This window comes from Serratia rubidaea (assembly GCF_016026735.1).
Taxonomy (GTDB): domain Bacteria; phylum Pseudomonadota; class Gammaproteobacteria; order Enterobacterales; family Enterobacteriaceae; genus Serratia_B; species Serratia_B rubidaea.
The window spans coordinates 2,095,718-2,121,212 of record NZ_CP065640.1 but is presented as its reverse complement, the minus strand read 5'-3'; the positions used below and the strand labels follow the sequence as shown (position 1 = coordinate 2,121,212).

22 protein-coding genes and 3 pseudogenes are annotated in these 25,495 nt (G+C 58.8%); 14 read left to right on the top strand and 11 right to left on the bottom strand.

Annotated elements, in window-relative coordinates; translation table 11 throughout:
• Positions 1–60: 60 nt before the first annotated feature.
• Positions 61–930: a helix-turn-helix domain-containing protein gene (locus tag I6G83_RS09790; RefSeq protein ID WP_054307007.1), complete on the bottom strand. Its 870-nt coding sequence runs from the start codon at positions 928–930 to the stop codon at positions 61–63.
• A 122-nt stretch (positions 931–1,052) separates the two neighbouring features.
• On the opposite strand from I6G83_RS09790, the gene I6G83_RS09785 reads away from it, so the two are divergent.
• Entirely contained in the window at positions 1,053–1,874 is an 822-nt protein-coding gene (locus I6G83_RS09785; RefSeq protein WP_054306999.1) for an AraC family transcriptional regulator, read from the top strand.
• A 4-nt stretch (positions 1,875–1,878) separates the two neighbouring features.
• Here I6G83_RS09785 and I6G83_RS09780 read toward each other — a convergent pair whose 3' ends face one another.
• From I6G83_RS09780 to I6G83_RS09770, 3 genes are all read right to left on the bottom strand, one after another.
• The gene (locus tag I6G83_RS09780; RefSeq protein WP_054307000.1) at positions 1,879–3,015 is read right to left on the bottom strand and encodes a porin; all 1,137 of its coding nucleotides are present in this window, start codon (positions 3,013–3,015) and stop codon (positions 1,879–1,881) included.
• Between the two features lie 372 nt (positions 3,016–3,387).
• Positions 3,388–4,158, bottom strand: a complete 771-nt coding sequence (locus tag I6G83_RS09775; RefSeq protein WP_054307001.1) for a 3-hydroxybutyrate dehydrogenase — start codon at positions 4,156–4,158, stop codon at positions 3,388–3,390.
• A 60-nt stretch (positions 4,159–4,218) separates the two neighbouring features.
• Complete coding sequence (locus I6G83_RS09770) at positions 4,219–5,142, bottom strand: 3-hydroxyacyl-CoA dehydrogenase family protein (RefSeq protein ID WP_054307002.1); 924 nt, start codon at positions 5,140–5,142, stop codon at positions 4,219–4,221.
• A 241-nt stretch (positions 5,143–5,383) separates the two neighbouring features.
• On the opposite strand from I6G83_RS09770, the gene I6G83_RS23650 reads away from it, so the two are divergent.
• From I6G83_RS23650 to I6G83_RS09725, 10 genes are all read left to right on the top strand, one after another.
• Positions 5,384–5,518 carry a hypothetical protein gene (locus I6G83_RS23650; RefSeq protein ID WP_255265497.1) on the top strand — a complete coding sequence of 45 codons (135 nt, stop codon included), beginning with the start codon at positions 5,384–5,386 and terminating at the stop codon, positions 5,516–5,518.
• On the top strand, positions 5,518–5,913 hold the full coding sequence (locus I6G83_RS09765) for a hypothetical protein (protein ID WP_072186158.1): 396 nt from the start codon (positions 5,518–5,520) through the stop codon (positions 5,911–5,913). Before I6G83_RS23650 ends, I6G83_RS09765 begins: the two co-directional genes overlap by 1 nt.
• A 29-nt stretch (positions 5,914–5,942) precedes the next feature.
• On the top strand, positions 5,943–6,347 hold the full coding sequence (locus tag I6G83_RS09760; protein WP_138111315.1) for a putative T6SS immunity periplasmic lipoprotein: 405 nt from the start codon (positions 5,943–5,945) through the stop codon (positions 6,345–6,347).
• Between the two features lie 191 nt (positions 6,348–6,538).
• Positions 6,539–7,615, top strand: coding sequence for a 7-bladed beta-propeller protein YncE (gene yncE, locus I6G83_RS09755; protein ID WP_054307005.1), 1,077 nt, complete (start codon positions 6,539–6,541; stop codon positions 7,613–7,615).
• Between the two features lie 268 nt (positions 7,616–7,883).
• Positions 7,884–9,263: a glutamine synthetase family protein gene (locus I6G83_RS09750; RefSeq protein ID WP_054307006.1), complete on the top strand. Its 1,380-nt coding sequence runs from the start codon at positions 7,884–7,886 to the stop codon at positions 9,261–9,263.
• 34 nt (positions 9,264–9,297) lie between these two features.
• Positions 9,298–10,008, top strand: a complete 711-nt coding sequence (locus I6G83_RS09745) for a trehalose-6-phosphate synthase (RefSeq protein ID WP_015670751.1) — start codon at positions 9,298–9,300, stop codon at positions 10,006–10,008.
• A 245-nt stretch (positions 10,009–10,253) separates the two neighbouring features.
• Positions 10,254–12,425 carry a carbon starvation CstA family protein gene (locus I6G83_RS09740; RefSeq protein ID WP_062779149.1) on the top strand — a complete coding sequence of 724 codons (2,172 nt, stop codon included), beginning with the start codon at positions 10,254–10,256 and terminating at the stop codon, positions 12,423–12,425.
• Positions 12,426–12,505: 80 nt separating this feature from the next.
• Positions 12,506–12,709, top strand: coding sequence for a YbdD/YjiX family protein (locus I6G83_RS09735; protein WP_015670749.1), 204 nt, complete (start codon positions 12,506–12,508; stop codon positions 12,707–12,709).
• A gap of 23 nt (positions 12,710–12,732) precedes the next feature.
• Entirely contained in the window at positions 12,733–13,689 is a 957-nt protein-coding gene (gene yjiA / locus I6G83_RS09730; RefSeq protein WP_015670748.1) for a GTPase, read from the top strand.
• A 140-nt stretch (positions 13,690–13,829) separates the two neighbouring features.
• Positions 13,830–15,428, top strand: a complete 1,599-nt coding sequence (locus I6G83_RS09725) for an ABC transporter substrate-binding protein (RefSeq protein WP_054307281.1) — start codon at positions 13,830–13,832, stop codon at positions 15,426–15,428.
• On the opposite strand, the gene I6G83_RS09720 is transcribed toward I6G83_RS09725, so the two are convergent.
• Complete coding sequence (locus tag I6G83_RS09720) at positions 15,425–16,597, bottom strand: MFS transporter (RefSeq protein WP_054307280.1); 1,173 nt, start codon at positions 16,595–16,597, stop codon at positions 15,425–15,427. The genes I6G83_RS09725 and I6G83_RS09720 overlap by 4 nt on opposite strands.
• Positions 16,598–16,698: 101 nt before the next feature.
• Between I6G83_RS09720 and I6G83_RS09715 the strand changes: the two genes are divergently transcribed.
• The 3 genes from I6G83_RS09715 to I6G83_RS09705 all read left to right on the top strand — a co-directional run bounded on the left by I6G83_RS09715 (position 16,699) and on the right by I6G83_RS09705 (position 21,739).
• Complete coding sequence (locus tag I6G83_RS09715) at positions 16,699–17,466, top strand: AraC family transcriptional regulator (RefSeq protein ID WP_054307279.1); 768 nt, start codon at positions 16,699–16,701, stop codon at positions 17,464–17,466.
• Between the two features lie 329 nt (positions 17,467–17,795).
• The gene (locus I6G83_RS09710; protein WP_054307278.1) at positions 17,796–19,925 is read left to right on the top strand and encodes a two-partner secretion domain-containing protein; all 2,130 of its coding nucleotides are present in this window, start codon (positions 17,796–17,798) and stop codon (positions 19,923–19,925) included.
• 230 nt (positions 19,926–20,155) lie between these two features.
• Complete coding sequence (locus tag I6G83_RS09705; RefSeq protein ID WP_054307277.1) at positions 20,156–21,739, top strand: ShlB/FhaC/HecB family hemolysin secretion/activation protein; 1,584 nt, start codon at positions 20,156–20,158, stop codon at positions 21,737–21,739.
• 73 nt (positions 21,740–21,812) lie between these two features.
• Here I6G83_RS09705 and I6G83_RS23730 read toward each other — a convergent pair.
• The 6 genes and pseudogenes from I6G83_RS23730 to I6G83_RS09680 form a co-directional block, all read right to left on the bottom strand.
• A pseudogene (locus I6G83_RS23730) lies at positions 21,813–22,082 on the bottom strand (RHS domain-containing protein); the annotation flags it as partial.
• A 91-nt stretch (positions 22,083–22,173) separates the two neighbouring features.
• Complete coding sequence (locus I6G83_RS09695; RefSeq protein ID WP_054307942.1) at positions 22,174–22,545, bottom strand: hypothetical protein; 372 nt, start codon at positions 22,543–22,545, stop codon at positions 22,174–22,176.
• Between the two features lie 451 nt (positions 22,546–22,996).
• Positions 22,997–23,245, bottom strand: a complete 249-nt coding sequence (locus tag I6G83_RS09690; protein ID WP_072186202.1) for a DUF7660 family protein — start codon at positions 23,243–23,245, stop codon at positions 22,997–22,999.
• A gap of 353 nt (positions 23,246–23,598) precedes the next feature.
• Positions 23,599–23,720: pseudogene (locus I6G83_RS23725) on the bottom strand (RHS repeat-associated core domain-containing protein); the annotation flags it as partial.
• Between the two features lie 4 nt (positions 23,721–23,724).
• Positions 23,725–24,177, bottom strand: a complete 453-nt coding sequence (locus I6G83_RS09685) for a YxiF family protein (RefSeq protein ID WP_054307941.1) — start codon at positions 24,175–24,177, stop codon at positions 23,725–23,727.
• Positions 24,168–25,388 (bottom strand): annotated as a pseudogene (locus I6G83_RS09680) (RHS repeat-associated core domain-containing protein); the annotation flags it as partial. The pseudogene I6G83_RS09680 and the gene I6G83_RS09685, both read right to left, overlap by 10 nt.
• Positions 25,389–25,495 lie beyond the last annotated feature (107 nt).

Genomic DNA, 25,495 nt, shown 5'->3' with positions numbered 1-25,495 from the left:
CAGATCGCGACATCATCCCACACCGCCGGCGCATCACGCGCCGGTTTTCATTGGCGGCACTCAGCGCGACGTCGGCAAACGGCGGATGGGTATCAGATACTCGCAGTGGATCGCCGCGCCGTCCTGATGGTAGAAGCCACCCTGCGCAGGGTAAAAACGCTCAATGTCGCTGCCCGGCCGCCGCACCACATTCAGCGCCGGCATCACGCTGTCGTAGACCCGGGCGATAAAGTTCTGGAACTCGTCCGCCTGCCCCTGGTAGACAAAGCTGGCGTACTCCCCCGGCTCAATCTGCACCACGTCCCCCGTCGTCTGCTCATCGTCCAGCGCGACGGTGTACGCCATGCACTGCCGGTCCTGCTGACGGCTGTCGACGTCCAGCCGGGTCAGGCCGTAGGCCACCGCCGGCGGCCCGGACAGCGGACAGCGCAGCGCGCTCCAGGCCCTCTGGCGCAGCTCTTTTTTCCGCCGGCTCAGCTCGTCCAGCGTCAGCGTGCGGCGCTGCGTGCGTCCCACCAGCCGCATCGCCGGCAGTTCGACAAAATCCGCCGCCGGCAGCGGCGGCGCGCTCAGACGCAGCGGCGGCTGCATGCCGTAGCCCGGCCACTCCGCGCTGCGGCGGTAGGCGGCCGGCGGCAGGCCGAACTGCTGGCGGAAACCGCGGGTGAAGGTCTGCTGGGAATCAAACTGGTACTTATCTGCAATAATCGCCACGCTGGTGCCCGTCAGCCGCAGCTCGCGCGCCGCGGCGGTCAGCCGTCTGCGGCGCACGTAGGTGCCCAGCACGTGGCCGGTCTGACGTTTGAACATCCGCTGCAGATGCCACTTGGAGTAGCCGGCTTTCGTCGCAATCTCGTCCAGCGTCAGCGTCTGTTCCAGATTCTGTTCGATCCACGCCAGCAGCTGATTAATCACCGCTCGTTGATGCATATTGCCCCCTGTCAGGTTCAGCAAAACCAAATTGCCGCCTACTTTATCGACAACGGCGCTAGACCACATTGCACAATCAGGACATACTATTTTTCATTTACGCCAAAATGAGAGTTATTCTCATGACTTTTGTAACCAAGAAGCCCTGTCTGGATATCGATAATGTGCCGCGCCCGGTGTTCGCCGTGCAGGGCGCGACGATTAATGAGAATTGGGAAGTGGAGCCGCACCGCCACCACAAGGCGCAGCTGATCTACACCGCGCGCGGCATGCTGCGCTGCGAGGTGGAAAACGGATTGTGGCTGGTGCCGCCGCAGTGCGCGCTGTGGATGCCCGGCAACGTGCTGCACAGCGCGCGCGGCACCGGCGCTACCGAGTGTTATGCGCTGTTTGTCGACGCCGCCACCGCCGGCGATCTGCCCGACAGCTGCTGCACCCTGACCATTTCACCGCTGCTGCGCGAACTGCTGCTGGCGGCCAGCCGCTTTACGCCGCTGTACGATCAGCAAGGGGCCGAAGGCCGGCTGGCGACGGTGCTGCTGGATCAGCTGGCGGCGGCGCCGGTGGAAAACCTGCACCTGCCGGTCTCCCAGGACGCACGTATCCGCCAGCTGATGGAGCAGATGCTGGCGGAGCCGGCGAATAAGCGCACGCAGGCGCAATGGGCGCAGCATATCGGCATGAGCACCCGCTCGCTGAGCCGTACGCTGCAGCAACAGCTGGGAATGAGCTTCGGCCACTGGCGGCGTCAGCTGCACGTGATGCTGGCGCTGCAGCGCCTGACGCAGGGCGTCAGCGTGCAGAGCGTGGCGCTGGATCTGGGCTATGAGAGCGCCAGCGGCTTTGTCACCATGTTCAGGAAAGCGGTCGGTAAACCGCCGGCGCGCTATCTGGCGGAAAAGGCGGCGGACGGCCCGCTGCCGTCCGCCCCCATCGCCATGTAGGCGGTCAGAAGTCGTAGAACACCGTCACCCAGGTGGAGTCCGGTTCGTTGTCGCTGCTGTTGGCCAGCGTGCGTTCAACGTACACCGACAGGCCGTAGCCGATGGTGGTGCCCGCCCCCAGATAGACGTGGTTGGCGTGATACGCCTCCTGCCCCTTCAACCGCAGCGAGTCCGCCGCCACATAAGGCTGGATCGATTTCAGGAACGGTTTGTCGATATTGAAGGTATAGCCGACAAAGCCTTCCAGCCCGTAACCGTCGCCGGCAAAGAAATGCGACAGGCTGCGTTCGCGGGTGCTGGGCACATAATCTTTATAGTAGCTGGCGGTGCCGACGATATACCAGTTGGTCGGCTGCCAGGTCAGTGCGGCGCCCGACAGCTGCTGATGGTATTGCTGTTCGTTATAACGCTCATCCTTCACCTTCGCGTCGGTGTAGCTGTACGCCGCGCTCAGCGTCAATGTCGGATCGATTTTATAATCGAACCCCAGCCCGCCGCCGCCGGAACGCCGGTAGCTGAGATTATTGGCGGTATGCAGATCGTCTTCCGGCAGCAAATAGTTGGCGTACAGGGTCAGCGGACCAAAATCATTGGTGTATTTCAGGCTGTTCTTCGGCTTATTACCGCCGTCATAGTCGCCGGAAATACCAATGCCGGTGCCGCCGGCGTGGCCATCGTTATCCCAGACGTCGCTTTTAATCCCGACCACGGAATAATAGATGCCGTACTGATGACCATAGGTGAGCGTGCCGTAACGGTCGTCTTTAAAACCGCCATACAGCTGGCGCTGATAATCGCGTTTGCCGTCTTCGTTGTAGTGTCCGTCCCAGCTCAGCGCGTGCGCCAGATCCACGCCCCATTCGTAATAACCAATGGCCGAGGTATGCTGGCTCAGGGCGTAATCGGCGCTGAAACGAAAGCGCGTGCCGCCGTCATGGCCGTTTTTATCATAGCCCGGTTCCGGGCCATTATTAAAAATCCATTCCGGCCGAATGCTGCCGCCGACCTGTAAACTCAGCGGCGCCAGCAACACATTGCTCTGCGGGTTTTTCTCCAAGATGGTAATTTCCGCCTGCGCGGCGCCGGATAACGCCGACAGCAGGACGCCGCCAATAATAATTGGCGTTTTTATCATTTTCATTACTACCCCTGTCTGAAATAAGTTTTTCTTATTATTAACTGCCATGGCTCTTGGCCATAAATTAATAATTACCCGATATAACAAAGCGACGCAAGGGATAAAATCTCATGACCTAATACATAAAAAGATAAATGGCAGCGGCGAAGAAATAAAAACGTATCAGAATGCTACCAACGGCAACAAAACAATAAATGATGTGCAAATAATCAGCATAAATGTCGTTCTCTAACCGATAATACGGCCGGCCATTAATATTTCATAACAAATCAGAAAAAATAAAACGGACGTTAAAATAGATGCATGGCGTGATAATTACCACAGGGAAATATTGGCTAACGGATGCCGTCGCGGCGGCATCCGCCGAAGCGTTATTTATTGCGCCAGCCAGCCGCCGTCCATATTCCAGGCCGCACCGCGCACCTGCGCGGCGGCGTCGCCGCACAGAAACAGTGCCAGCTCACCCAGCTGCTGCGGCGTCACAAACTCCTGCGACGGCTGCTTCTCCGCCAGCAGCGCATCACGCGCCTGCTGCGGCGACTCACCGGCCGCGACGCGCAGATCAATCTGCCGCTGCACCAGCGGCGTCAGCACCCAACCGGGGCAAATGGCATTGCAGGTGATCGCCGTACGCGCGGTCTCCAGCGCGATGGTCTTGGTCAGCCCCACCACGCCGTGCTTCGCCGCCACATAGGCCGACTTCTCCTTCGACGCCGCCAGCCCGTGCACCGACGCCACGTTGATAATCCGTCCCCAGCCGCGTGCGCGCATGCCGGGCAGCGCCAGCCGGCTGGTGTGATACACCGCAGAGAGGTTAACGGCGATAATCGCGTTCCACTGCGCCACCGGAAAGTCCTCCAGCGGCGCTACGTGCTGAATGCCGGCGTTATTCACCAGAATATCAACGCCGCCAAACCGCCGCCCGGCATACGCCATCATCGCTTCAATCTGCGCCGGATCGCTGAGGTCCGCATCGTGGTAGCCCGGCGCTTTTCCCCGCTGCGCGATTTGCGCCAGCGCCCGATCAACGTCGCCGAAACCGTTAAGGATCAGCTGCGCGCCGGCGGCGGCCAGACTATCGGCCAGCCCGAGTCCAATGCCGCTGGTCGAACCGGTCACCAGTGCGGTTTTACCGTGTAGATTCATGATTTTCACTCCGTTAAACGATGCCCGTCAGTGAGAACAGGCCGCGATATCGCCGGTGGTTTAAGGCTTCAGCGCAAAGCGCAACTGATGGGTACGCCGCTGCGCAATGCACGTCCTGCGCGCGTCGTCCCAGCGATAAAAGCCGTCGCCGCTGCGCAGGCCGGTCTGCCCTTGCTCCACCTTTTCCTGCACCAGCGTCATCATCCCGTCGCCGGCGGCCAGCGTCGGCAACAGATGGCGAGCGATATCCGCCACGGTGTCCAGCCCGGTCATATCGGCCGCCTCCAGCGGCCCGACCATCGCATAGCGCCGCCCCAGCGAGGCGCGCATCACCTGGTCGACCACCTGCGGGCTGGCGATGCCGCTTTGCACGATATGCAGCGCCTCGCGCAGCAGCGCAAACTGCAGGCGGTTGCCGACAAAGCCCGGCGCAGCGCGATCCAACACCACCGCCTCCAGATCCAGCGCCGTCAGCAGCCGTTCGACCGTCGCCAGATGACGCGGATCGGTGGCGCTGCCGGGCACGATCTCCACCAGCGGGATCAGATGCGGCGGGTTCCAGAAATGGGCGATCAGCAGCCGCTCCGGATGGCGCAGAGGCGCCGCCAGCTGGTCCGGCGGCAGGCCGCTGGTGTTGCTGGCGATAATCGCCGTGTCGGCGATCAGCGCTTCCAGCTGGGCGTACAGCGCATGTTTGAGCGCCAGCCGTTCAGGGATCGCCTCGATCAGCAGCTGCGCCGACGCCGCCTGCGCCAGCTCGTTCGTGGTGTGCAAACGCGCCAGCGTGGCCGCACTCTCCTGCGGATCGGCCAGTCCGGCCGCCGCCAGCTCCGCCAGAATGCTGCCCACCGCCGCCGGCACCTCCGCCAGACGTGCGGGGTCGGTGTCGTACAGCAGCACCTGCCGCCCGTGACGGGCAAAATGCGTAGCGATGCCGATGCCCATCAGCCCCGCACCCAGTACCATCGTGTTCATCTGCTGCATCTCGTGCTCCTCTGCTCAGGGGCGCGCCAGCGCCACGTCCGGCGCGCGTTCGCGCAGTACAACTGCGTCGTCTTCTCTTTCAAGATAGGCCAGATCGGTCAACACCCGCCATCATCGCCGGTGGGAGCAGCACGGTCAGTTTTTAGGAATATTTACCGTCCGCCGCGTGATCGGTCGCCGGGTATTGACCCTTTGAAAATGCTAGTTTTTCTGCGTCAACTACAGGGAGGTAGATACGAAGATGGCGACGCCAAACCGTAATATTGCACCGGGCTACTGTATTGCCCAACAGCCAGGATCATTGACTTATCATGCACATACGCTATTTGGCGGATATATTGCTGATACAACGGCAGATTTAATTTTTGGTGAATAATGAAAATTGCGATGCTGATTGTTGCTTCCCTGATCATAATTTGCGGGTTACTCAAATATCTATATTCACGCCAATATAAAAAAGAATTCGCCTCTCTGTACCAAACTTATATCGAGCATGGGCATTTCATTCCTCCCCATGTCGTTATTGCCGACCATTTTGGTAGCTTGGGTACCTCAATCAAAGCACAATGGTTCAGGTGGAACCTGAAAAATAAAGAAATAAAAATAACGCAGGGAAACTATCTGCCGCAGAAAAGTTATGATTTTTTGCAGTATGCGGCTTCGGGAAAATTAAAGTCATGGTTAATTAACGACGGTCGGTTTCTGCTGCTCGAAGGAGTTTTATTTATCGTGGCGCTGATTTTAACCGTGCTCGTTGATAAGTCATCATGACTCTGCCGGCAAGCTGCGTGAAAAACCTTATGCAACGTACAGCCACCGCATTACTTACCCTAAGCACGCTAAGCGGCTGCCAGCTGGAAAAACAGTGGTATTACCCGCTGCAGGTTTCGCTGCAAGATAACCAGCCCTGCTTCGCCATACCTGCCGACAGCGTCAGCCCTCACGATAGCCTGCAAAACCGCGGCATCATCGTCTCCCGGCAGTCATCGCAGCAATGGGATATTGTCTGGACCTCGCCTGACATTCATCCGCTGCCGGCACTGCTGCCCGGCCAGTGCGTCACATACCCGCAGGCCGCATGGCAGGCTGGCAACTATGCGGTGATGATGGGCGTCTCGCTTAATCACGACCAGGAACGACGTAAATATAGCCACGAATTCTCCCTTGCCAATACTCCCGACGGCCGGCTGATTCTGCGCCCCTGAGCGCTGCCGAGACGGCCCATCGGCGGACCTGCGGCAATAAAACCGCTCCCCTTTCGCATGAATAATGATTATTATTCTCAAATAATAACCGGCGCACGACGATGCGCCCGGCAGGCTGCTGTCTTTGAAGCCAATGTTGAGCCGTTCCGGCCGCTGCGCGGCAATAATAATTTTAACCATATGGAGATGTTATGAATGCTGTAATGACAACCGGCCGTCGCCTTGGCGGGCGCGCGGTTTTCCCTCTGGTGCTGCTGACCACCCTGCTGTTTGCCGGCGCTTCTCAGGCGCAGGCCGAATCCGAGCTGCTGCGCAAGCCGGTCGGTAAAGGCGCCTATGAGATGGCGTACAGCCAAAGCGCAAACGCGCTGTATCTGGCGACTTCGCAAAGCCGCAAGCTGGACAAAGGCGGCGTGGTGTATCGCCTGGATCCGACCACGCTGGACGTAACCCAGATTATTCACAACGATATCAAGCCGTTCGGCGCCGCCATCAATAACAAAACCAACACGCTGTTCTTCGGCAACACCGTCAATAGTTCCGTCACCGCCATCGACGCCGCCACTGGCGAGGTGAAAGGCCGGCTGGTGCTGGATGCGCGCAAGCGCGCCGAGGGCGTGAAACCGCTGGCGCCGCGCGAACTGGTGGCGGATGAAAGCAGCGATACCGTCTATATCACCGGCCTCGGCGAGTCCAGCGTGGTCTGGGTGGTGGACGGCAAGGATCTGACCCTGCGCGCCACCATTAAAGGCACCGGAAAATTCGGCACCGGCCTGGCGCTGGACGCCGCCGCCAAGCGCCTGTACGTCACCAACAGCGAAGGCGAGCTGGTCACCATCGACACCGCCGCCAATAAAGTGCTGACGCGCAAGAAGCTGGATGCGGCCAACGAGCACTTTTTCCTGAATATCAGCCTGGATACGGCAAACCACCGCGCCTTTATCACCGATTCCAAACAGCCGCAGGTGCTGGTGGTAGATACCCGCAACGGCGAGATCCTGCATAAAATCGACGCGCCGGAATCGCTGGCCGTGCTGTTTAACCCGGCACGCAACGAGGTGTACGTCACCCACCGCAAGGCCGGCGCCGTCAGCGTGATTGACGCCAATACCTATCAGGTGCGGGAAACCCTGAAAACGCCAACCCACCCGAACAGCCTGGCGCTGTCGCCGGACGGCAAAACGCTGTACGTCAGCGTGAAGCAGGCTTCCAGCCGCGATAAAGAGGCCAGCGCGCCCGACGATGTTATTCGCGTCAGCCTGAAATAACCCTGCGCCCCTGCAGCGCAGCTTGCATCATGGGCATTGTCGTTTACGGCAATGCCCTTATACCGTCGCCACACACACTCCCCGCTATTTACGCCATTTTTATCTCCCCGCCCGCAATCGTTACGGCGTTTTTACAGACGGTTTTACGCCCGCCGGATAACATCATCATGTCGCCGCTATGGCCTGATGAGAGCACTATCCATGCGTTTATCTCCGCACGTTACCACCGCCTTTTTCCGCGACCTCCCGCTGCACAACGGGGGCCGCCATGTACGCTAATATCATCGATTTTCATCCGCTGTTAACGACGCCCGCACCGGCGCCGCAGGCGCCGCTCGCCGCCGAGGTCGAGAGCTACCTGCGCCATTATCCCGACACCGAATTCGTCGATATCTATCTGCACGATCTGAACGCGCGCATCCGCGGCAAGCGCATCGCCGTCTCTGAGCTGTTCGCCCTGGAACAGGGCTGCTACTTCCCGCAGTCGGTGTATGCGATGGACCTTAACGGCCAGGTGGTGGAACAGCACGGTCTGGGTCAGCAGGCCGGCGAACCCGACAGGCTGTGCCTGCCGGTGAGCGGCACGCTGCGCCCCTGCGCCAAAGACCCGCATCATATTGCGCAGCTGCTGCTGACCATGTGCGAGGCGGACGGCGCGCCCTGCCCGCTGGAGCCGCGCGTGGTGCTGGCGCAGCTGCTTGAGCGTCTGCATCGCCTCGGCTATTACCCGGTGATCGCCGCCGAGCTGGAGTTTTATCTCCACGCGCCGCAGCAGCGCCCCGGGCAGCAAGAAGAAACGTTATCGCAGAACTTTGCCGTCGATGCCCCGGCGTGCCACGGCGCGCTGCTGGAGGATATCGCCCGCCACGCCAGGCTGCAGGCGCTGCCGCTGACCGGCGTGGTGGCCGAAGCGGCCGCGGGCCAGTACGAGCTGAACCTGCGCCACAGCGCCGAGGTGCTGACCAGCTGCGACCAGCTGCTGGCGCTGAAGCGGCTGGTGCGTCAGGTGGCGCAGCAGCACCGGCAGCACGCCTGCTTTATGGCCAAGCCGGACGCGCAGGCGGCCGGCAGCGGTCTGCACTTCCACATCAGTCTGCAGGATGCGCAGGGGCGCAACCGGCTGAGCGCGCAGGACGGCGCCCCCGGCGAGGTGATGCGCCAGGTGCTCGGCGGCATGCTGGCGCTGATGCCGGCGTCGATGGCGCTGCTGGCGCCCAACGTCAATGCGTTCCGCCGCTTCCGCCCCGAGATGCATGTGCCGCTGCGCGCCTCCTGGGGCTACAACAACCGCACCGTGGCGCTGCGGCTGCCCTGCGCCGATCGGGCCAACCAGCGCATCGAGTACCGGCTGGCCGGCGCCGACGCCAATCCCTATCTGGCCGTCGCTGCCATCCTCGCCGGCATGCTGTTCGGGCTGGAGCAGAACCTGCCGCTGCCGCCGTCCAGCTGCGGCAACGGCTATGACGACCCACAGGCGACGCCGCTGCCGCTCAGCCAGCCGCAGGCATTGGCGCTGTTTCAGCATTGCGCTGCGCTGCGTCGGCTGCTCGGCCCGGCGTTCTGCGAGCTGTGGCACGGCTGTAAAAGCGCGGAGCTGGCGCAGTTTGAACAGCTGATTACCGACGCCGAACGCGCCTGGCTGCTGTAACCCCGAATAATGACCAACAATAAGGAGCCCTTTGATGTCTCGTCTGGTTCTGCTTTCCAATAAACACTGCGACGCCAGCGATATTATCGCCGCCGTGCAGGACTACGCGCTGGACGCCCTGACCGATGCCGGACAGGGCCTGTGGCTGGGTTGGGACAGCAACGTGGAAAACTTCGCCGACGCGGCCGGTCGGCCGGTACAGGTGCAGCACAGCAACGGCTATGAACTGGTGACCTTCCCCTTTTCCACCCGCGAATTTCACTACCACTATCAGGGCTACTATCACGACGGACTGTGGCCGGTGTTCCACAACCGTCCCGAGCTGGCCCACTTCACGCCGGAAAACTATCAGGCCTACCGCCAGGTCAACCGACAGATCGCCGCCATCGCCAGCGAATATATCTGCCCGAGCGATTTAATCTGCATCGACGACTATCAGCTGCTGCCCTGCGGTGCGGCGCTGAAGGAGCAGGGGCTGCTTAACCCGTGCGGCTTCTTCTTCGCGCTGCCGTTCCCCGCCGTGCCGCTGCTGAAAAACATTCCCCAGCACCGCGAGCTGGTGGAGTCGCTGCTCTATTACGATCTGATTGGTTTTCGCAGCCTCAGCGACGCCAATAATTTCCACAACTATCTGGCGAACGAATACCAGGTCGAACCGCTGCCCGACAATCAGTATCAGGTCGACGGCCATATCTTCAGCACCGCCATCTTTCCCGACGCGCAGCACGCCAGCCGGCTGTGCTGACGCCCCCACCCGCCGCGCGTCCGGCGCGGCGGATCCGCTCAGCCGACAATTTCAACCGCTCGGCGGGCTATCGCACCGCTTAACCCATTTCATCTGTCATCGCTTTACGCCGCGCGCGATGATGAGCTGTTCCTAAACCTGCCCCTTGTTACCGGGGAAGTACCTGAGCACGCCATCCGCAGCCTAAAAATCTATAAGCGGATGCTTTTACACATTATTTTGCAGACTGGAATAAGGAATATCTCATGAAACAAACGGGGATTCTCAAACATCTCCCATGGATGCTGCTGGGGGTGATCGGCGCATCCTGTCTCGGCGTGGTGGCGCTGCGGCGCGGCGAGCATATCAGCGCACTGTGGATCATCGTCGCCTCGATCGCGGTGTATCTGGTGGCCTACCGCTACTACAGCCTGTATATCGCCACCAAGGTGATGAAGCTGGACGCCGGCCGCGCCACCCCGGCGGTGGTGAATAACGACGGCCTGAACTATGTGCCGACCAACAGAAACGTGCTGTTCGGCCACCACTTTGCCGCCATCGCCGGCGCCGGCCCGCTGGTGGGCCCGGTGCTGGCGGCGCAGGTCGGCTATCTGCCGGGCACGCTGTGGCTGCTCGGCGGCGTGGTGCTGGCGGGGGCGGTGCAGGACTTTATGGTGCTGTTTATCTCCTCCCGCCGCAACGGCGCGTCGCTCGGCGAGATCATCAAGAAGGAGATGGGCCCGGTGCCGGGCACCATCGCGCTGTTCGGCTGCTTCCTGATTATGATCATCATTCTGGCGGTGCTGGCGCTGATCGTGGTGAAAGCGCTGGCGGAAAGCCCGTGGGGCGTATTCACCGTCTGCTCCACCGTGCCGATCGCGCTGTTTATGGGCATCTATATGCGCTTCCTGCGCCCCGGCCGCGTGGGCGAGGTGTCGGTGATCGGCATCGTACTGCTGCTGGCCTCCATCTGGTTCGGCGGCGTGATCGCCCATGACCCGTACTGGGGTCCGGCGCTGACCTTTAAAGACACCACCATCACCTACACCCTGATCGGCTACGCGTTTATCTCCGCCCTGCTGCCGGTGTGGCTGATCCTGGCGCCGCGCGACTATCTGGCCACTTTCCTGAAAATCGGCGTGATCGTCGGGCTGGCGATCGGCATCGTGATCCTGAACCCGGATTTGAAAATGCCGGCGGTCACCCAGTTCGTCGACGGCAGCGGCCCGGTATGGAAAGGTTCGCTGTTCCCGTTCCTGTTTATCACCATCGCCTGCGGCGCGGTCTCCGGCTTCCACGCGCTGATCGCCTCCGGCACCACGCCGAAGCTGCTGGCCTGTGAAACCGACGCGCGCTTTATCGGCTACGGCGCAATGCTGATGGAGTCCTTCGTGGCGATCATGGCGCTGGTGGCGGCGTCGATTATCGAACCGGGCCTGTATTTCGCCATGAACACCCCGCCGGCAGCGCTGGGCATCACCATGCCGAACCTGCACGAGCTGGGGGGCGATAACGCGCCGCTGATTATGGCGCAGCTGAAGGATGTGACGGTGCATGCCGCCGCCACCGTCAGTTCCTGGGGCTTTGTCATCAGTCCGGAACAGATCCTGCAGACCGCAAAAGACATCGGCGAACCGTCGGTGCTGAACCGCGCCGGCGGCGCGCCGACGCTGGCGGTGGGCATCGCGCACGTGTTCCACAAGATTATGCCGGCGGCGGATATGGGCTTCTGGTACCACTTCGGCATTCTGTTTGAGGCACTGTTTATCCTTACCGCGCTGGACGCCGGCACCCGCTCCGGCCGCTTTATGCTGCAGGATCTGCTGGGCAACTTCGTGCCGTTCCTGAAAAAAACCGACTCGCTGGTGGCCGGCATTATCGGCACCGCCGGCTGCGTCGGCCTGTGGGGCTACCTGCTGTATCAGGGGGTGGTCGACCCGCTCGGCGGCGTGAAAAGCCTGTGGCCGCTGTTCGGCATCTCCAACCAGATGCTGGCCGCGGTGGCGCTGGTGCTCGGCAGCGTGGTGCTGATCAAGATGAAGCGCACCCGCTACATCTGGGTGACGGTGCTGCCGGCGGTGTGGCTGCTGATCTGCACCACCTATGCGCTGGGTCTGAAGCTGCTGAGCGATAATCCGCAGCTGGAAGGCTTCTTCTTCCTGGCGAACGAGTACAAGCAGAAAATCGCCGCCGGCGGCGACCTGAGCCCGCAGCAGATCGCCAATATGCAGCATATCGTGGTGAACAACTACACCAACGCCGGCCTGAGCATTCTGTTCCTGCTGGTGGTGTACGCCATTATCTTCTACGGGATTAAAACCGCGCTGGCGGCGCGCAAAAACCCGCAGCGCAGCGATCAGGAGACGCCTTACGTGCCGGTGCCGGCGCAGACGGCGTCCAACTCTGAGGGCGAGGTCAAAGTTTCACCCCAGCATTAACGGCAATTTGCCTGCATAATAGAGTAAGTCACGGGCGCTGCATGCGGCGCCCGTTATCCACGTTTTCCGGGAGTACAATCATGTTCGGCAATCTTGGTCAGGCGGGAAAATATCTGGGACAGGCGGCGCGGATGCTGGTCGGCGTGCCGGACTACGACACCTACGTCCAGCATATGCAGGACAACCATCCGGACAAACCGGTAATGAGCTACAAAGAATTCTTCCGCGAGCGCCAGCAAGCGCGCTACGGCGGCGACGGCAAAGGCGGCATGCGCTGCTGCTAGGCCCCGAGCATTAAGGACCCGCAATGAAACCCATCGCAGTCACCATTCTGACCGGCTTTCTGGGCGCCGGTAAAACCACCCTGTTGCGCCATATCCTGCAGGCCGACCACGGCCACCGCATCGCGGTGATTGAAAACGAGTTCGGCGAAGTGCCGATCGACAACGCGCTGATCGGCGATCGCGCCAGCCGCATCACCACGCTGAGCAACGGCTGCATCTGCTGCAGCCGCGCCAATGAGCTGGAGGACGCGCTGCTCGACCTGCTGGACGGCCTCGACCGCGGCGAGCTGGCCTTCGACCGGCTGATTATCGAATGCACCGGCATGGCGGACCCCGGCCCGATCGCCCAGACCTTCTTCGCCCACCCGACAATCTGCGAACGCTTTCTGCTGGACGGCATCATCACGCTGGTGGATGCGGTGCACGCCGGGCAGCAGCTGGATCAGTACAGCATCGCGCAGTCGCAGGTAGGCTATGCCGACCGCATTCTGCTGAGCAAAACCGACGTCGCCGGCGACAGCGAGGCGCTGATCCAGCGCCTGCAGCGCATCAACGCCCGCGCGCCGGTGCACCTGGCGCTGCACGGCGATATCGATCTCACGCTGCTGTTCGATATTGAAGGCTTCGTGCTGAACGACCGGCTGAATCTGAGCAAGCCGGTGTTCCGCCGCATCGCCGAGCCGCAGAACAGCATTCACTCGATCGTGCTCTACCACCAGCCGCCGCTGGAACTGGCGCAGATCTCCGCGGTGATGGAGGAGCTGCTGCTGCAGTTCGCCGACAACCTGCTGCGCTACAAGGGCATTTTATCGATCAAGGACGAACCGCGCCGCCTGCTGTTCCAGGGCGTGCAGCGGCTGTATAACGCCGACTGGGACCGCGACTGGCAGCCGGACGAGACGCGCCAGAGCACGCTGGTGTTTATCGGCATTGACCTGCCGGAAGCGGAGATCCGCGCACGCTTTGCTGCCCTGAGCTGAGCGCTGGCAGCGTCGCCGCCGCAAACAGGCTTTGACGAATCCCCGATCTGAGTACTTTAATCATGGAGTGGCGCGCTGACGCGCCGCCCCTATTTTGCGGCCGACGTACGGCCGCCATCACTCAGAGGATCATCATCGGTATGCGATTAACACCAACCACCCTGGGCCTGTTGCTGGCAGGCGCCGGCCTGCTGTCGGCCAATAACGCGCTGGCCGCCTCTGATACGCTGATTTACTGCACCGTCGCCTCGCCGGAGTCCTTCAACCCGCAGCTGTCCACCTCCGGTCCGACCTTTATCGCCACCTCGCAGATGCTGTACAACCGCCTGGTGACGCTGCGCGGCAGCGACAAAACGCCCGCCCCTTCGCTGGCGACCGACTGGACCATCAGCCCGGACGGTAAAACCTACACCTTCACGCTGCGCAAAGGGGTGAAGTTCAACAGCAATAAATTCTTTACCCCCAGCCGCGACTTTAACGCCGAAGACGTGGTGTTTACGGTGATGCGCCAGAAAGATCCCAACCACCCGTATCACAAGGTGTCCGGCGGCAGCTATGAGTACTTCACCGACCTGGGGCTGGACAAGCTGATCGCCAAGGTGGAAGTGTTGGACGACAACCACGTGCGCTTTACCCTGACCCAGCCCAACGCGGCGTTCCTCGCCGACTGGACGATGGACTTCGCCTCAATCCTGTCGGCGGAATACGCCGACGCGATGATGAAGAAGGGCACGCCGGAGAACGTCGACAACTGGCCGATCGGCACCGGTCCTTACGCGCTGCAGCAGTACAAGCAGGACTCACTGATCCGCTATATCGCCAACCCGCACTACTGGCAGGGCGAGGTGGCCAGCAAGCACCTGATCTTCTCCATCACCCCGGACGCGCAAACCCGGCTGTCAAAGCTGAAAACCAACGAGTGCCAGATTATCCCGGCGCCGCTGCCCGAGCAGTTCGCAGCGATTAAGCGCGACAAGAACCTGCAGCTGCACAGCATCGACGGGCTGAACGTCGGCTATCTGGCGTTCAACACCGCCAAAAAGCCGTTTGATAACCTGCTGGTGCGCCAGGCGCTGAGCTATGCGGTGGATAAAAAAGCCATCGTCGCCGCGGTATTTAAAGAGAGCGGCACGCCGGCCAGTTCACTGCTGCCGCCGGGCATGCTGGGCTACAACGATAAGCTGCCGGGCTACGAGTACAACCCGCAAAAGGCGCGCGAGCTGCTGAAACAGGCCGGGCTGGAAAAAGGTTTCACCACCGATATCTGGTCGATGCCGGTCGCCCGCCCGTATAACCCCAACTCGCGCCGCATCGCCGAGATGATTCAGAGCGACTGGGCGCAGGTGGGCGTCAAAGCCAACATCGTCACCTGGGAGTGGGGGCAGTATCTGGCCGGGCTGCGCAAGGGCGAGCAGCACAGCGCGCTGTACGGCTGGGTCTCGGATAACGGCGACCCGGACAACTTCGCCACCCTGCTGGGCTGCGACGGCGTGCAGAGCGGCGCCAACGTCGCCCGCTGGTGCGATAAGTCGTACGATGCGCTGATCAAGCAGGCGATTGCGGTCAATACCCCGGCCGAGCGCGGCAAACTCTATCAGCAGGCGCAGGAAGTGTTTGCCAAACAGGCCCCGTGGCTGCCGCTGGCGAACGGCAAGGTGTTTTACGCCACCCGCAACAACCTCAGCGGCTACGTGGTGGACGTCAACGGCAGCGATTTCTCCAAAGCGAAGCTGAATTAATCGCACCGTTCAGGGCGAGGCGCTCCCTCGCCCTGCTTCCTGCCCGCCGGCCACGGCCGCCACGCCAGCCCCAGCGCGCACAGGCTGCTCAGCGTAAGCACCGCGCCGGGCCGCTGCATCAGCCCGGTCAGCGCCAGCCCCGCCCCCAGCATCAAGTAATACATCAGGCCGAACAGCGCGCCGGCGGTGCCCATGCACGCCTTATAGTGACGCAGCGCGCGCGCCAGAATATTGGGAATGGCGATGCCGTACGCCATCACCACCAGCAGCATCGGCAGCGCGAAGCCGCGCGTCGCCTCCAGCAGCCATACCAGCACGCCGCCGCCCAGCGACAGCGCGCACGCCAACATCAGCAGCGCGTCAAAGCGCCAGCCGGCGGCCAACAGCCGCTTATTGCATGCCGCGCCGACGCCCGCTCCCGCCGCCAATACCAAGCCGCTGTAGCCGAACCACTGCGCCGGCAGCGCCAGCGCCGCAAAGCGGAACGGCGCCAGCTGGTAATAACTGAACATGCACAGATTGAACAGCGCCACCAGCAGCGCGCTGCGCCAGATATCGGCATCCTGCACCATGCGCCCCAGCGTGGCGAAAAACGCACGTTGCGCCACCTGCGGCGGCCGGGTTTCCGGCAGCCGCCAGGCCGCATAGGCCAGCAACAGCGCCGCCAGCAGCGCCAGCGCGCCGAATACGCCCTGATAGCCGCGGTAGTACGTCAACAGCGAGCCGCTCAGTACGCCGATTGCCGGGCTGAGCGCCATGGCAATCCCCATCAGCGAGAACACCCGCGCCAGCTGTCCGCCGTCGAAACGGTCGCGGATGACGGTCTGGGTGCCGACCGAACCTACCGCCGCGCCAAAGGCTGCGACGATACGCGCCGCCAGCAGCATGCTGAAGCTGGCGCTGAACAGCGCCGCCAGTGACGCCAGCAGATACAGCGTCAGCCCGGCCAGCATCGTGGGGCGACGGCCGATCAGGTCGCACAAATATCCCCACACCACCACGCCGACGGCAAAGGCAAAGAAATAACACGACAGGGTTTGCGCCGCCATTTCCGCACTCACCCGGAACCCGGCGGCGATATGCGTTAGCGCCGGGCTGTAAATCGTTTCCGCCAGCTGGGGAAACATCATCATTACGGTCGCCAGCGTCAGCGTCAGTTTGCGTTGCATCGCCTCTTCCCCCTTATCAAAAACCGGGGGACAAACTAGCATCTTCACGCCGCTGCCGATTACACTATAAAAGACAAAAAATTGATAAAATCGGACAGGTTATGACGTGGCTCAGCGCCCAGGACAGTTTTGACCCGGATACGCTCGACAATAGCGTGCTGGGCATCGCCGCCGAACTGGCGCGGCACGACTCCGGCCCGCACCAGCACGGTATGGGGCAGCTGCTGTTCAGCCAGCAGGGCAGCATGCGCATCACGTTGCATAACAGCATCTGCCTGCTGCCGCCGGCGCGCATCGCCTGGATCCCGCCGCGGGTGGAGCACCGCGTGCAGGTCAGCGGCGTCGTCGGCTACCGCTCGGTGTATCTCGATGAGGCGCGTTATCCCGGCCTGCCGGCGGGGCTGACGGTGCTGGCGGCAACGCCGCTGCTGCGCGCCGCTCTGGAGCGCATCGCCCTCGCCGGCTTCGACACCGACTGGCGGCAGGGGCCCGCCGCCAATATTCTGGCGGTCTGTCTGGATGAGATCGCGCAGGCGCCGCGTGAACTGACCCTGCTGCCGCTGCCCGCCGACCGGCGTCTGCGCCATCTGGCCGGCCTGGAAACGCTGCCGCCGCTGTATGAGCTGGCGCGCTACGTCGGCGCCTCGGAGAAGACCATCAGCCGCATTTTCCGCCGGGAAACCGGGCTGAGCTACCAGCAATGGCGACAGCAGTGGCGGCTGATTAGCGCCATCGAACTGCTGGCCGCCGGCCATCGCCAGTGCGAGGTCGCCGCCCGGCTGGCCTTCGCCAGCGACAGCGCCTTCGCCACGTTCTTCAAAACCATGACCGGCAGCGCGCCGCGCGCCTATATGGCGCTGCGGTGCTAACGCCCACGCCGGCATTTACGTTGAGAATACGCAAGAAATAAAATGCATGGCGCATTAACGCAACGCTGAAATATAAAGACCGCACCCTTTTTATTCTCCGCACGGAATAATAGCAGCATTAAAACAAACAAGTAACATTCGCAGTAAAAAACAAGAACACACTGATTTATTTACCCTCCAGTTACATCAATTATTCTCACGGGTATAATCCATCGGCTGATATTAATCAGGCAAGGACCCACATTTATATATCCCACATGAATATACAACCTACATTTAAATACAGGTTGTATATAAATTATTTATTATGGATGAGGAAATATTTTCTAATGAATAGAAAATCCAAAAAACAGCTGATTGCCAAATTATCCCCGATTTGTTTTTTCAGTCTGCTTTCCTGGGGCGCGGTCGCCCATGCGGCCATCACGCCGTCGGCGCCGATTAACGGCGGCCCTTCCGTCAGCGCCGGCGCCAACGGCAGCACCATTATCGACATCAACGCCGCGGGTAAAGGCGGGGTTTCTCACAATATCTATTCGGAATTCGACGTTAACCGCGGCGGCGTAGTGCTCAATAACAGCGCCGCCGGCTCCACCTCACAGCTGGCCGGTAACATTGCCGGTAACGCCAACCTGGCCGGCGGCTCCGCCTCCATCATCCTGAACGAAGTCAACTCCACCCGCGCCAGCCAGTTGAACGGCCTGATCGAAGTCGCCGGTGATAAGGCGCAGGTGATTGTCGCCAACCCGTCGGGCATCACCTGCAGCGGCTGCGGCTTTATCAACGCCGACCGCGCCACCCTGACCACCGGTAAAGCCCAGGTCGCCAACGGCACACTGCTGGGCTACACCGTGGATAAAGGCCGCGTGATCATCAATGGCGACGGCCTGAACACCACCGATGCCGACTATACCGATATCATTGCGCGCGCGGTGCAGATTAACGCCGATATCGTCGCCAAGGATCTGAAAATCACCGCCGGACGCAACAACGTCAACGCGGACAATACGCAGATCAATGAGCTGACGCCGGGCGGCGTCAAGCCGGCAATCAGCATCGACGTCGCCAAACTAGGCGGGATGTACGCCAATAAAATTACGCTGGTCAGCACCGACCATGGCGTCGGGGTTCGTAACGCCGGCACCATCGGCGCCATGACAGGCGACCTCAACATCACCACCGACGGCGTGCTGGAAAACAAAGGCGTCATCTCCGCACACCATGACGTCAATATCGACACCACGCGGGGACGCAATCGTCATGCCGGTTACTACTACGCCAGCGGCCGCGCGTTAAACAACACGGCAAACGGCGTGATCAGCGCCGGCAACGATCTCAACATCAATCTGGCCAAGAGCAAGCTGAACAACGTCGGCGGCGAACTGCTGGCGGATGGCGATATCAACCTCGTCAGTGGCCACATCGACAATAGAAACGGCAAGGTTCACAGCCAGGGCACCGTTAATATGCGTCACGATCCTTACCATTACGGTTTTAACCGAACGCTGGATAACATCAGCGGCGTTATCCACGGCAAAGAGGGCGTCGTTATTTCCTCTAACAGCCTGAATAACACCGGCGGCATGATCAAAAGTGAGCTGGGCGGCATTGATATTAATACCGGCGGCTACCACCTGAATAATACCCGCGGCAGCATTGAGGCCTGCTGTGAACTGACCCTGGACACCGGCACGCTGACAAATAACGCCGGCGTCATTCAGTCGACGGAAAACGTGACGATTAATACCCACCAACGCGCGCTGAACAACCAGTCCGGCGTCATTCGCGGCGGTAACGATGTCTCGATCCACAGCCTCGGCGTCAATAACAGCACCGGGCGCATCATGGCTGACAACCACCTGAATATCAACGCCAACGGCAGCAGCATCATTAATACCAACAACGCCAGAAACACCGACGAAGCCGGGCTGTTCAGCGGTAAGGGCGGTATGACGCTGGTTGCCAGTTCCATCAGCAACGGCAAAGGGAAAATTATCTCCAAGGGCAACATTATCACCCACGCCTCTTCAACCCTGAGCAACGTCGGCGGCCTGATTGAAAGCGACGGCAGCATCATGATGCGCGCTGCAACGCTCAATAACAGCACTGGCCTGATCAACGCGGCTGAAGACGTAGTGATTGACGCCCGTACGCTCACCAACACCGGCGGCGAAATCAATGCCGAAGGCGAAGCGACGCTGGCGCTGAGCAGCGGTTACGCCCACCGCGGCAAGCTGAGCGGCAAAGAGGGTATCCGCATTGACATCGAGAAAGGCGGCGTTGCCAACTACGGTACGCTGGCCTCCGCCAACGGTAAAACGGTGATTAACAGCCGCAGTTTTACCAACCACAAAAATGCGCTGGTCGACAGCCCTAACGGCGTTGAACTGGTGCTGGACAAGTCCGGCACCTTCACCAACAGCGGCGCAGTGAACGGCAATATCACCATTCACAAATAAGCGTCCATCAACGCAGGCGGCCTCGTTGAGGCCGCCTTGCGAACCCCAGCCCCAACGCTACCTCAATATTTTCGTCGGGCGACGCACTCCCGCGACAACAGGCCGCCAGATGGCGCACGGATGCTCTAAAAGTACAAAAGGATATGAACAACATGCGCGTTTATTTTTCCGCTCCCCTGCTATTGGCCTTTTTTATTCCCCTTGCTCAGGGTGCGGAAAGCGGACGGTTGATGGAACAGCAGAGCAGCCATCAGCAGGAACAGGAAAAAGCGCGCTACAGCCAGTTGGAAACGCAGGGGAAAGACGTGCGCGCATCCGACAGCGGCGAGGCGAAGAGTACGCAGATAAACTTCCCCCAGGAGGCCAACTGCTTCGCGATTGCGCAGGTAATACTGAATAAAGACGATAAAATTCCGCACTGGCTGCCGCTGCGTAAACTCAGCGCCCAGGCCGAGGGGCGCTGCCTCGGCATTCAGGGGGTCCGCACGCTGGCCGCCGCCCTGCAAAACAAGCTTATCCGCCACGGCTACATCACCACCCGCGTGGTGGCACCCCGGCAGGATCTCAACGCCGGCGTGCTGACGCTGACTATTTTACCCGGCGTAGTCGGCAATATCGCCTTCAGCGAAGACAGCGATAAATACGCCAACCTGTACACCACCTTCCCGGACCATAAGGGCGATATTCTGGATTTACGCGCCATTGAGCAGGGGCTGGAGAATATCCAGCGTATTCCCGGCGCCGACGCCAACGTGGTTCTGCGCCCCGGGGAACGTGAGGGGGAAACCGATATCGAGATCGCACGCAGCCAGCCTTCTTTCTGGCGGGTCGGCGGCTGGTTCGACGACGCCGGCAGCCGCTATACCGGGCGCTATCAGGGCGGTATGGCGTTCTATCTGGATAACCCGACCTCGCTGAACGATCTGTTTTATGTCTCCTTTGGCCGCGATCTGGCGGGGCAAAAGTGGCGCAACTCCAAAAACCGCTCGCTGTACTATTCGGTGCCTTATGGCTTCTGGTCACTGGATATGTACGCCAGCCGCAGTGAATATCTGCAGCGGATCAGCGGCACCTGGGCCGACCTGCAGTATCAGGGCAAAAGCCGCAACCTGAGCCTGAAGGTCAACCGCCTGCTGTACCGCAACGCCAGCCAGAAAACCACGGCCAGCGTTCAGCTGTTAAAAAACGACGCCAGTTATTTTGTCAATGACATCAAGCTGGGCATTCGGGAGCGCAAGGTCACCAAAGCGGTCGTCAGGCTGAATCACCGCCACTATATCGGCCGCTCCATCGTCGACGCGATGGTCAGCTACCAGCGCAACACCTCCTGGTTCGGCGCCAGGCAGCAGGCCGCCGCCAGCCCGCACAGCCGCGCCGTCAATCTGGATATCAGCGCCTCCGTGCCGTTTATTCTGCTCGGGCAGTCAATGAGCTATCAGCCGCGCTATCAGCAGCAGCACAGCCGCGACCGCCTGGCGACGCAGGATCAGTTCAGCATCGGCAACCGCTGGACGGTGCGCGGTTTCGACGGCGAATACAACCTGTCGGCCAACCGCGGCTACGTGCTGCGCAACGACCTGAACCTGAATCTGCCCAAATATAATCAGCAGCTGTACCTGGGGATGGACTACGGCCGGGTGAGCGGCGGCGATAACGATTTTTCCCGCGGGCATCTGGCGGGCGGCGTGCTCGGCCTCAGAGGTCGGATCGGCCGGGTCAGCTACGACGCCTTTGTCGGCGCGCCGCTCGCCAAACCCAAGGGGTTCGACACCAGCCCGGTTAACCTCGGCTTCACCCTGCAGTGGCAGTTTTAAGCGTCGTAATACTGACGTCATAGCCTGACGCCGGAAGGATAATGATCAACGACGGGTAAAGCGAAGACAACCGATATTGTCTGGCGTAGCACAGCGGCTGCTCATAGGCCGCGCCCCGGCGCTGCATGATGCCCGCCGCCGTCTGTCCCTGCAGCCTACCGAAGGTGTCGTAATCCCCCGACCAGCGCAGCCCGCCCTCGCCGTCCGTCACCTCCAGCGGCGCGCCGTTCTGCTCGCTGTGCAGTCAGAAGATATCCGCCTGCCAACTCTCCCCCGCCTGCTCGATGGCCGCTAGCGGCGTCCACGGGCTGTCCGGCTCGTAGCTCCAGCTGTCTGTAGACCCGAAAAGGTGCTCAACTAGGTTTAGCAAGAGGCTCTTAGTTAAATAAAATATCCAGAAGAATTATGGAACACTTTCGGCTATTTTTAACCACCTATAAAAAAGAAACACCAATTCTGTCTGGCGTAACCTTTACATAATTTGAATCAAGATACACATAGTCAAGTAATAACTCATCATCAAAAATAACACCATCTGTAATTAATTTGTTTTCTGACACAAACCCGACTATTTCATATGAAAAACCATCATCTATTCTCTTTATGGATATTTTTTTATCTTCCGACTCGACCATTGATTCATCATCGACAAAAGATAAATTTAGATCAATGAGATAAACGCAGCCTTCAACGAGTTTGTATGGAGCACTATCTATAAAGCAGCAAAGTTCCTTTTCTCCTAAAGACAATAAAACTTCCTCTTCAATATTATCACTCAATGAGATAACTTTTGCATAATATTTCATATTCTATAATCCTTCCGCATTTCTTGGAACAACGTTTATAACATTATCCTTAGCATTACCATTTAGAGTTTTCCAGATATCCTTTCCACTCTTAGTGTGAATCGTGGTTATATATCCATCAGAGTTGGTTCCAACAAAGCCAACTTTTGTTGCACCTTTTGATGTATTTCCCATATAAGAAACGTAACCAGTTCTTAGCTCACCTTTATAATTATATTGGACTTTATGACCATTTTTTATTATGTTACGACCAATATCTAAATATTCTTGATCTGATTTGGCTCTAAATTCTCCACCATGCTTTTTGAAGTGGGAAGTTAATTTATCTTTATCAGCAAAATTTTAACAACTGGTCAGTCCCAGCGGATCCACCCACCCATACGGATGAGGCGCATACTGGAGACGGCTAAAACAAAAAGCCGGAAGGATAAGGAAGATCTTTCCACTTTTATTATTCGTAGACTTTTGCAGCCATTAAAATATCTGCAAAAACTTTCCAGTTCGTATCCTTTGGTAACGGCTGGTTAGTATTTTCATAATACCCATCCATATCTTCTATCCATGAAGCTATAGCTTCAAGATAAGAACCGAGATCTTTATTTTCCCATTCATCTGGGTTGTCTTTAAGATCTTTCGCCAGAGCCAATATAAGTTTAACAAGTCCATCTTTACTGCTAACTGGTAATAAATAATCCAACATTTCAACCACCTATAATTCTCTTAATACCATCACCCATTTTAAGAATGACACCTTAACCATTCAGTTCTTGTGGTTATCTTCCACATTTGACCGGCAATTTCCTTCTCCGTAGCCCACTGAACCGGTACTTCTTTCAGCCCTGACAGCTTGAATGCGGCAAGCCTCTGGTGATCCAGAGTCCATAATTTTCCGCTCGAGTCTTGCCAGATCTTAATTGCCGGTAAATCGGTAGGCTTAAGAGTACCGTTTTTAAGAGCCGCTGCGTTATTGAGAACGGTATACTCACCCGTTTGATTATTGATTGAACTTTGCATGAAATGGATGTCGTCAGGATTCTTTGTAAAGCTCCCACAGCTCAACCCCAGCGGATCCACCCACCCATACGGATTAGGCGCATACTGGTACAAGTTCAGCCCGCCCTGCAACCTATCGGATCCTGAGTAGTAAAGCGACCAACCTCTACCACCGGCTGGTATTAATCACCCCCATTCAACCAACTCATAGTTATATTCAGTATATAGCTTACAGAACCCGAACGTCCCATTTACGGATACTAATATGCAGTCACTTTTTCCATTATTTCCGCCTTTCAACCTCCAAAAAAAAGCTGGATTAGATATGAAATATGAAATGTTAACTTTTATAACATGATAAGAATCTTCTTTCGATATATAAAAGTAAGCATCACCACTAACACGCTTCTCATTTAAAAAACAAACAAACCTATCAAATAATAATTTATCATCAACCTCAAACCCAATTGACTGAACATCATGCCCACACAAAGGGGACAACAGATCATTATAACTAACATCCACAAACGAGACATCCGAATCACAAATTAAAATCTCATCACAAATATCTTTAATGATTATCTTTTTTTGCTTTTCATTTTTGGCAACTTTAAGCCTTTCTTTAAGTGTCACGGACATATTTTACCTCCTTTATTTTTAATATCTTTTATACCTGAAAAGTCTTCAGGATAATGTCCTGGGTGTTGATTATATCTCATCCGTGGCTCTAATGGATCTCCATGCAAAGCATCAGCTGTATGCAAATGGGGACCTCGTCCAAACTTATCCTCTTCATGCATTATAATGTACTTTTTCTCACCATCGACCTCAAATGGCCACACTGTCCGATTTTCATAACGGTTATCAAAAACCTTCACAGGGCGAGGTGTATTTGTATTTTTAGGTATTTTTAGCGCTCTCTTAGCTGCTCTAAACTGTGCTTTAAATGATAGCGGAACAGTACTCAACCCCATAGGGTCGATCCAGTTCAGTGGATTCGGCGCATACTGGTACAGGTTCAGCCCACCCTGCAGCCCTATCGGATCCTGGGTAGTAAAACGCCCAACCTCCGGCTCATAGTAGCGGAACAGATTATAGTGTAGCCCGCTCTCGCAATCCTGGTACTGTCCGGCGTAGCGCAGCGGCTGCTCATAGGCTGCGCCCCGACGCTGCATGATGCCCGCCGCCGTCTGTCCCTTCAGCCTGCCGAAGGTGTCGTAATCCCCCGACCAGCGCAGCCCGCCCTCGCCGTCCGTCACCTCCAGCGGCGCGCCGTTCTGCTCGCTGTGCAGCCAGAAGATATCCGCCTGCCGGCTCTCCCCCGCCTGTTCGATGGCCGCCAGCGGCGTCCACGGGCTGTCCGGCTCGTAGCTCCAGCTGCGGCGCGTGCCATCGTCCCGCTGCTCCTGCAACAGCCGGTAGCCCTGCCACAGGAAACGCGTGCTCTGCGCCGCCTTGCCCTTGTAGTCCACCTGCTTGCGCGTACGCCTGCCCAGCGCATCGTAGTGATACTGCGCCCGGAACTCGCCCTGCGGGCCACGGCCGTGCGCCGCCGTCAGCCGGTTGTCCGCATCGTAGACATAGTGCTGCTCGTACAGCCCGTTGCGCCGGCTTATCAGGTTGCCCCAGGCGTCGTAACGGTAGAACAGCTGCTGCCAGTGCGTCAGCCGGTTGTCCCCCAGCGGCGCCGGCGGCAACTGCTCCTCCAGCGTGCGGCTGGCGCTCTGCGCGCCCAGCAGGTTATCCGCCATGTCGTACTGCAGGCGGTGGCCCGGCTTGCCCTGCTGCGCCTCGCGGTGCTGCAGCAGGCGTCCTTCCGCATCGTAGCCGTAGCGAATTTCTCCGCGCAGTTCATAGAACCAGAAAGAGCTGAAAAGATCTTTCTGGCGTTATACAATTAAGAACGGTTTAATTCTATTATTCATTCTTTAAAAATCCCCTAAGCATATAAATGTTT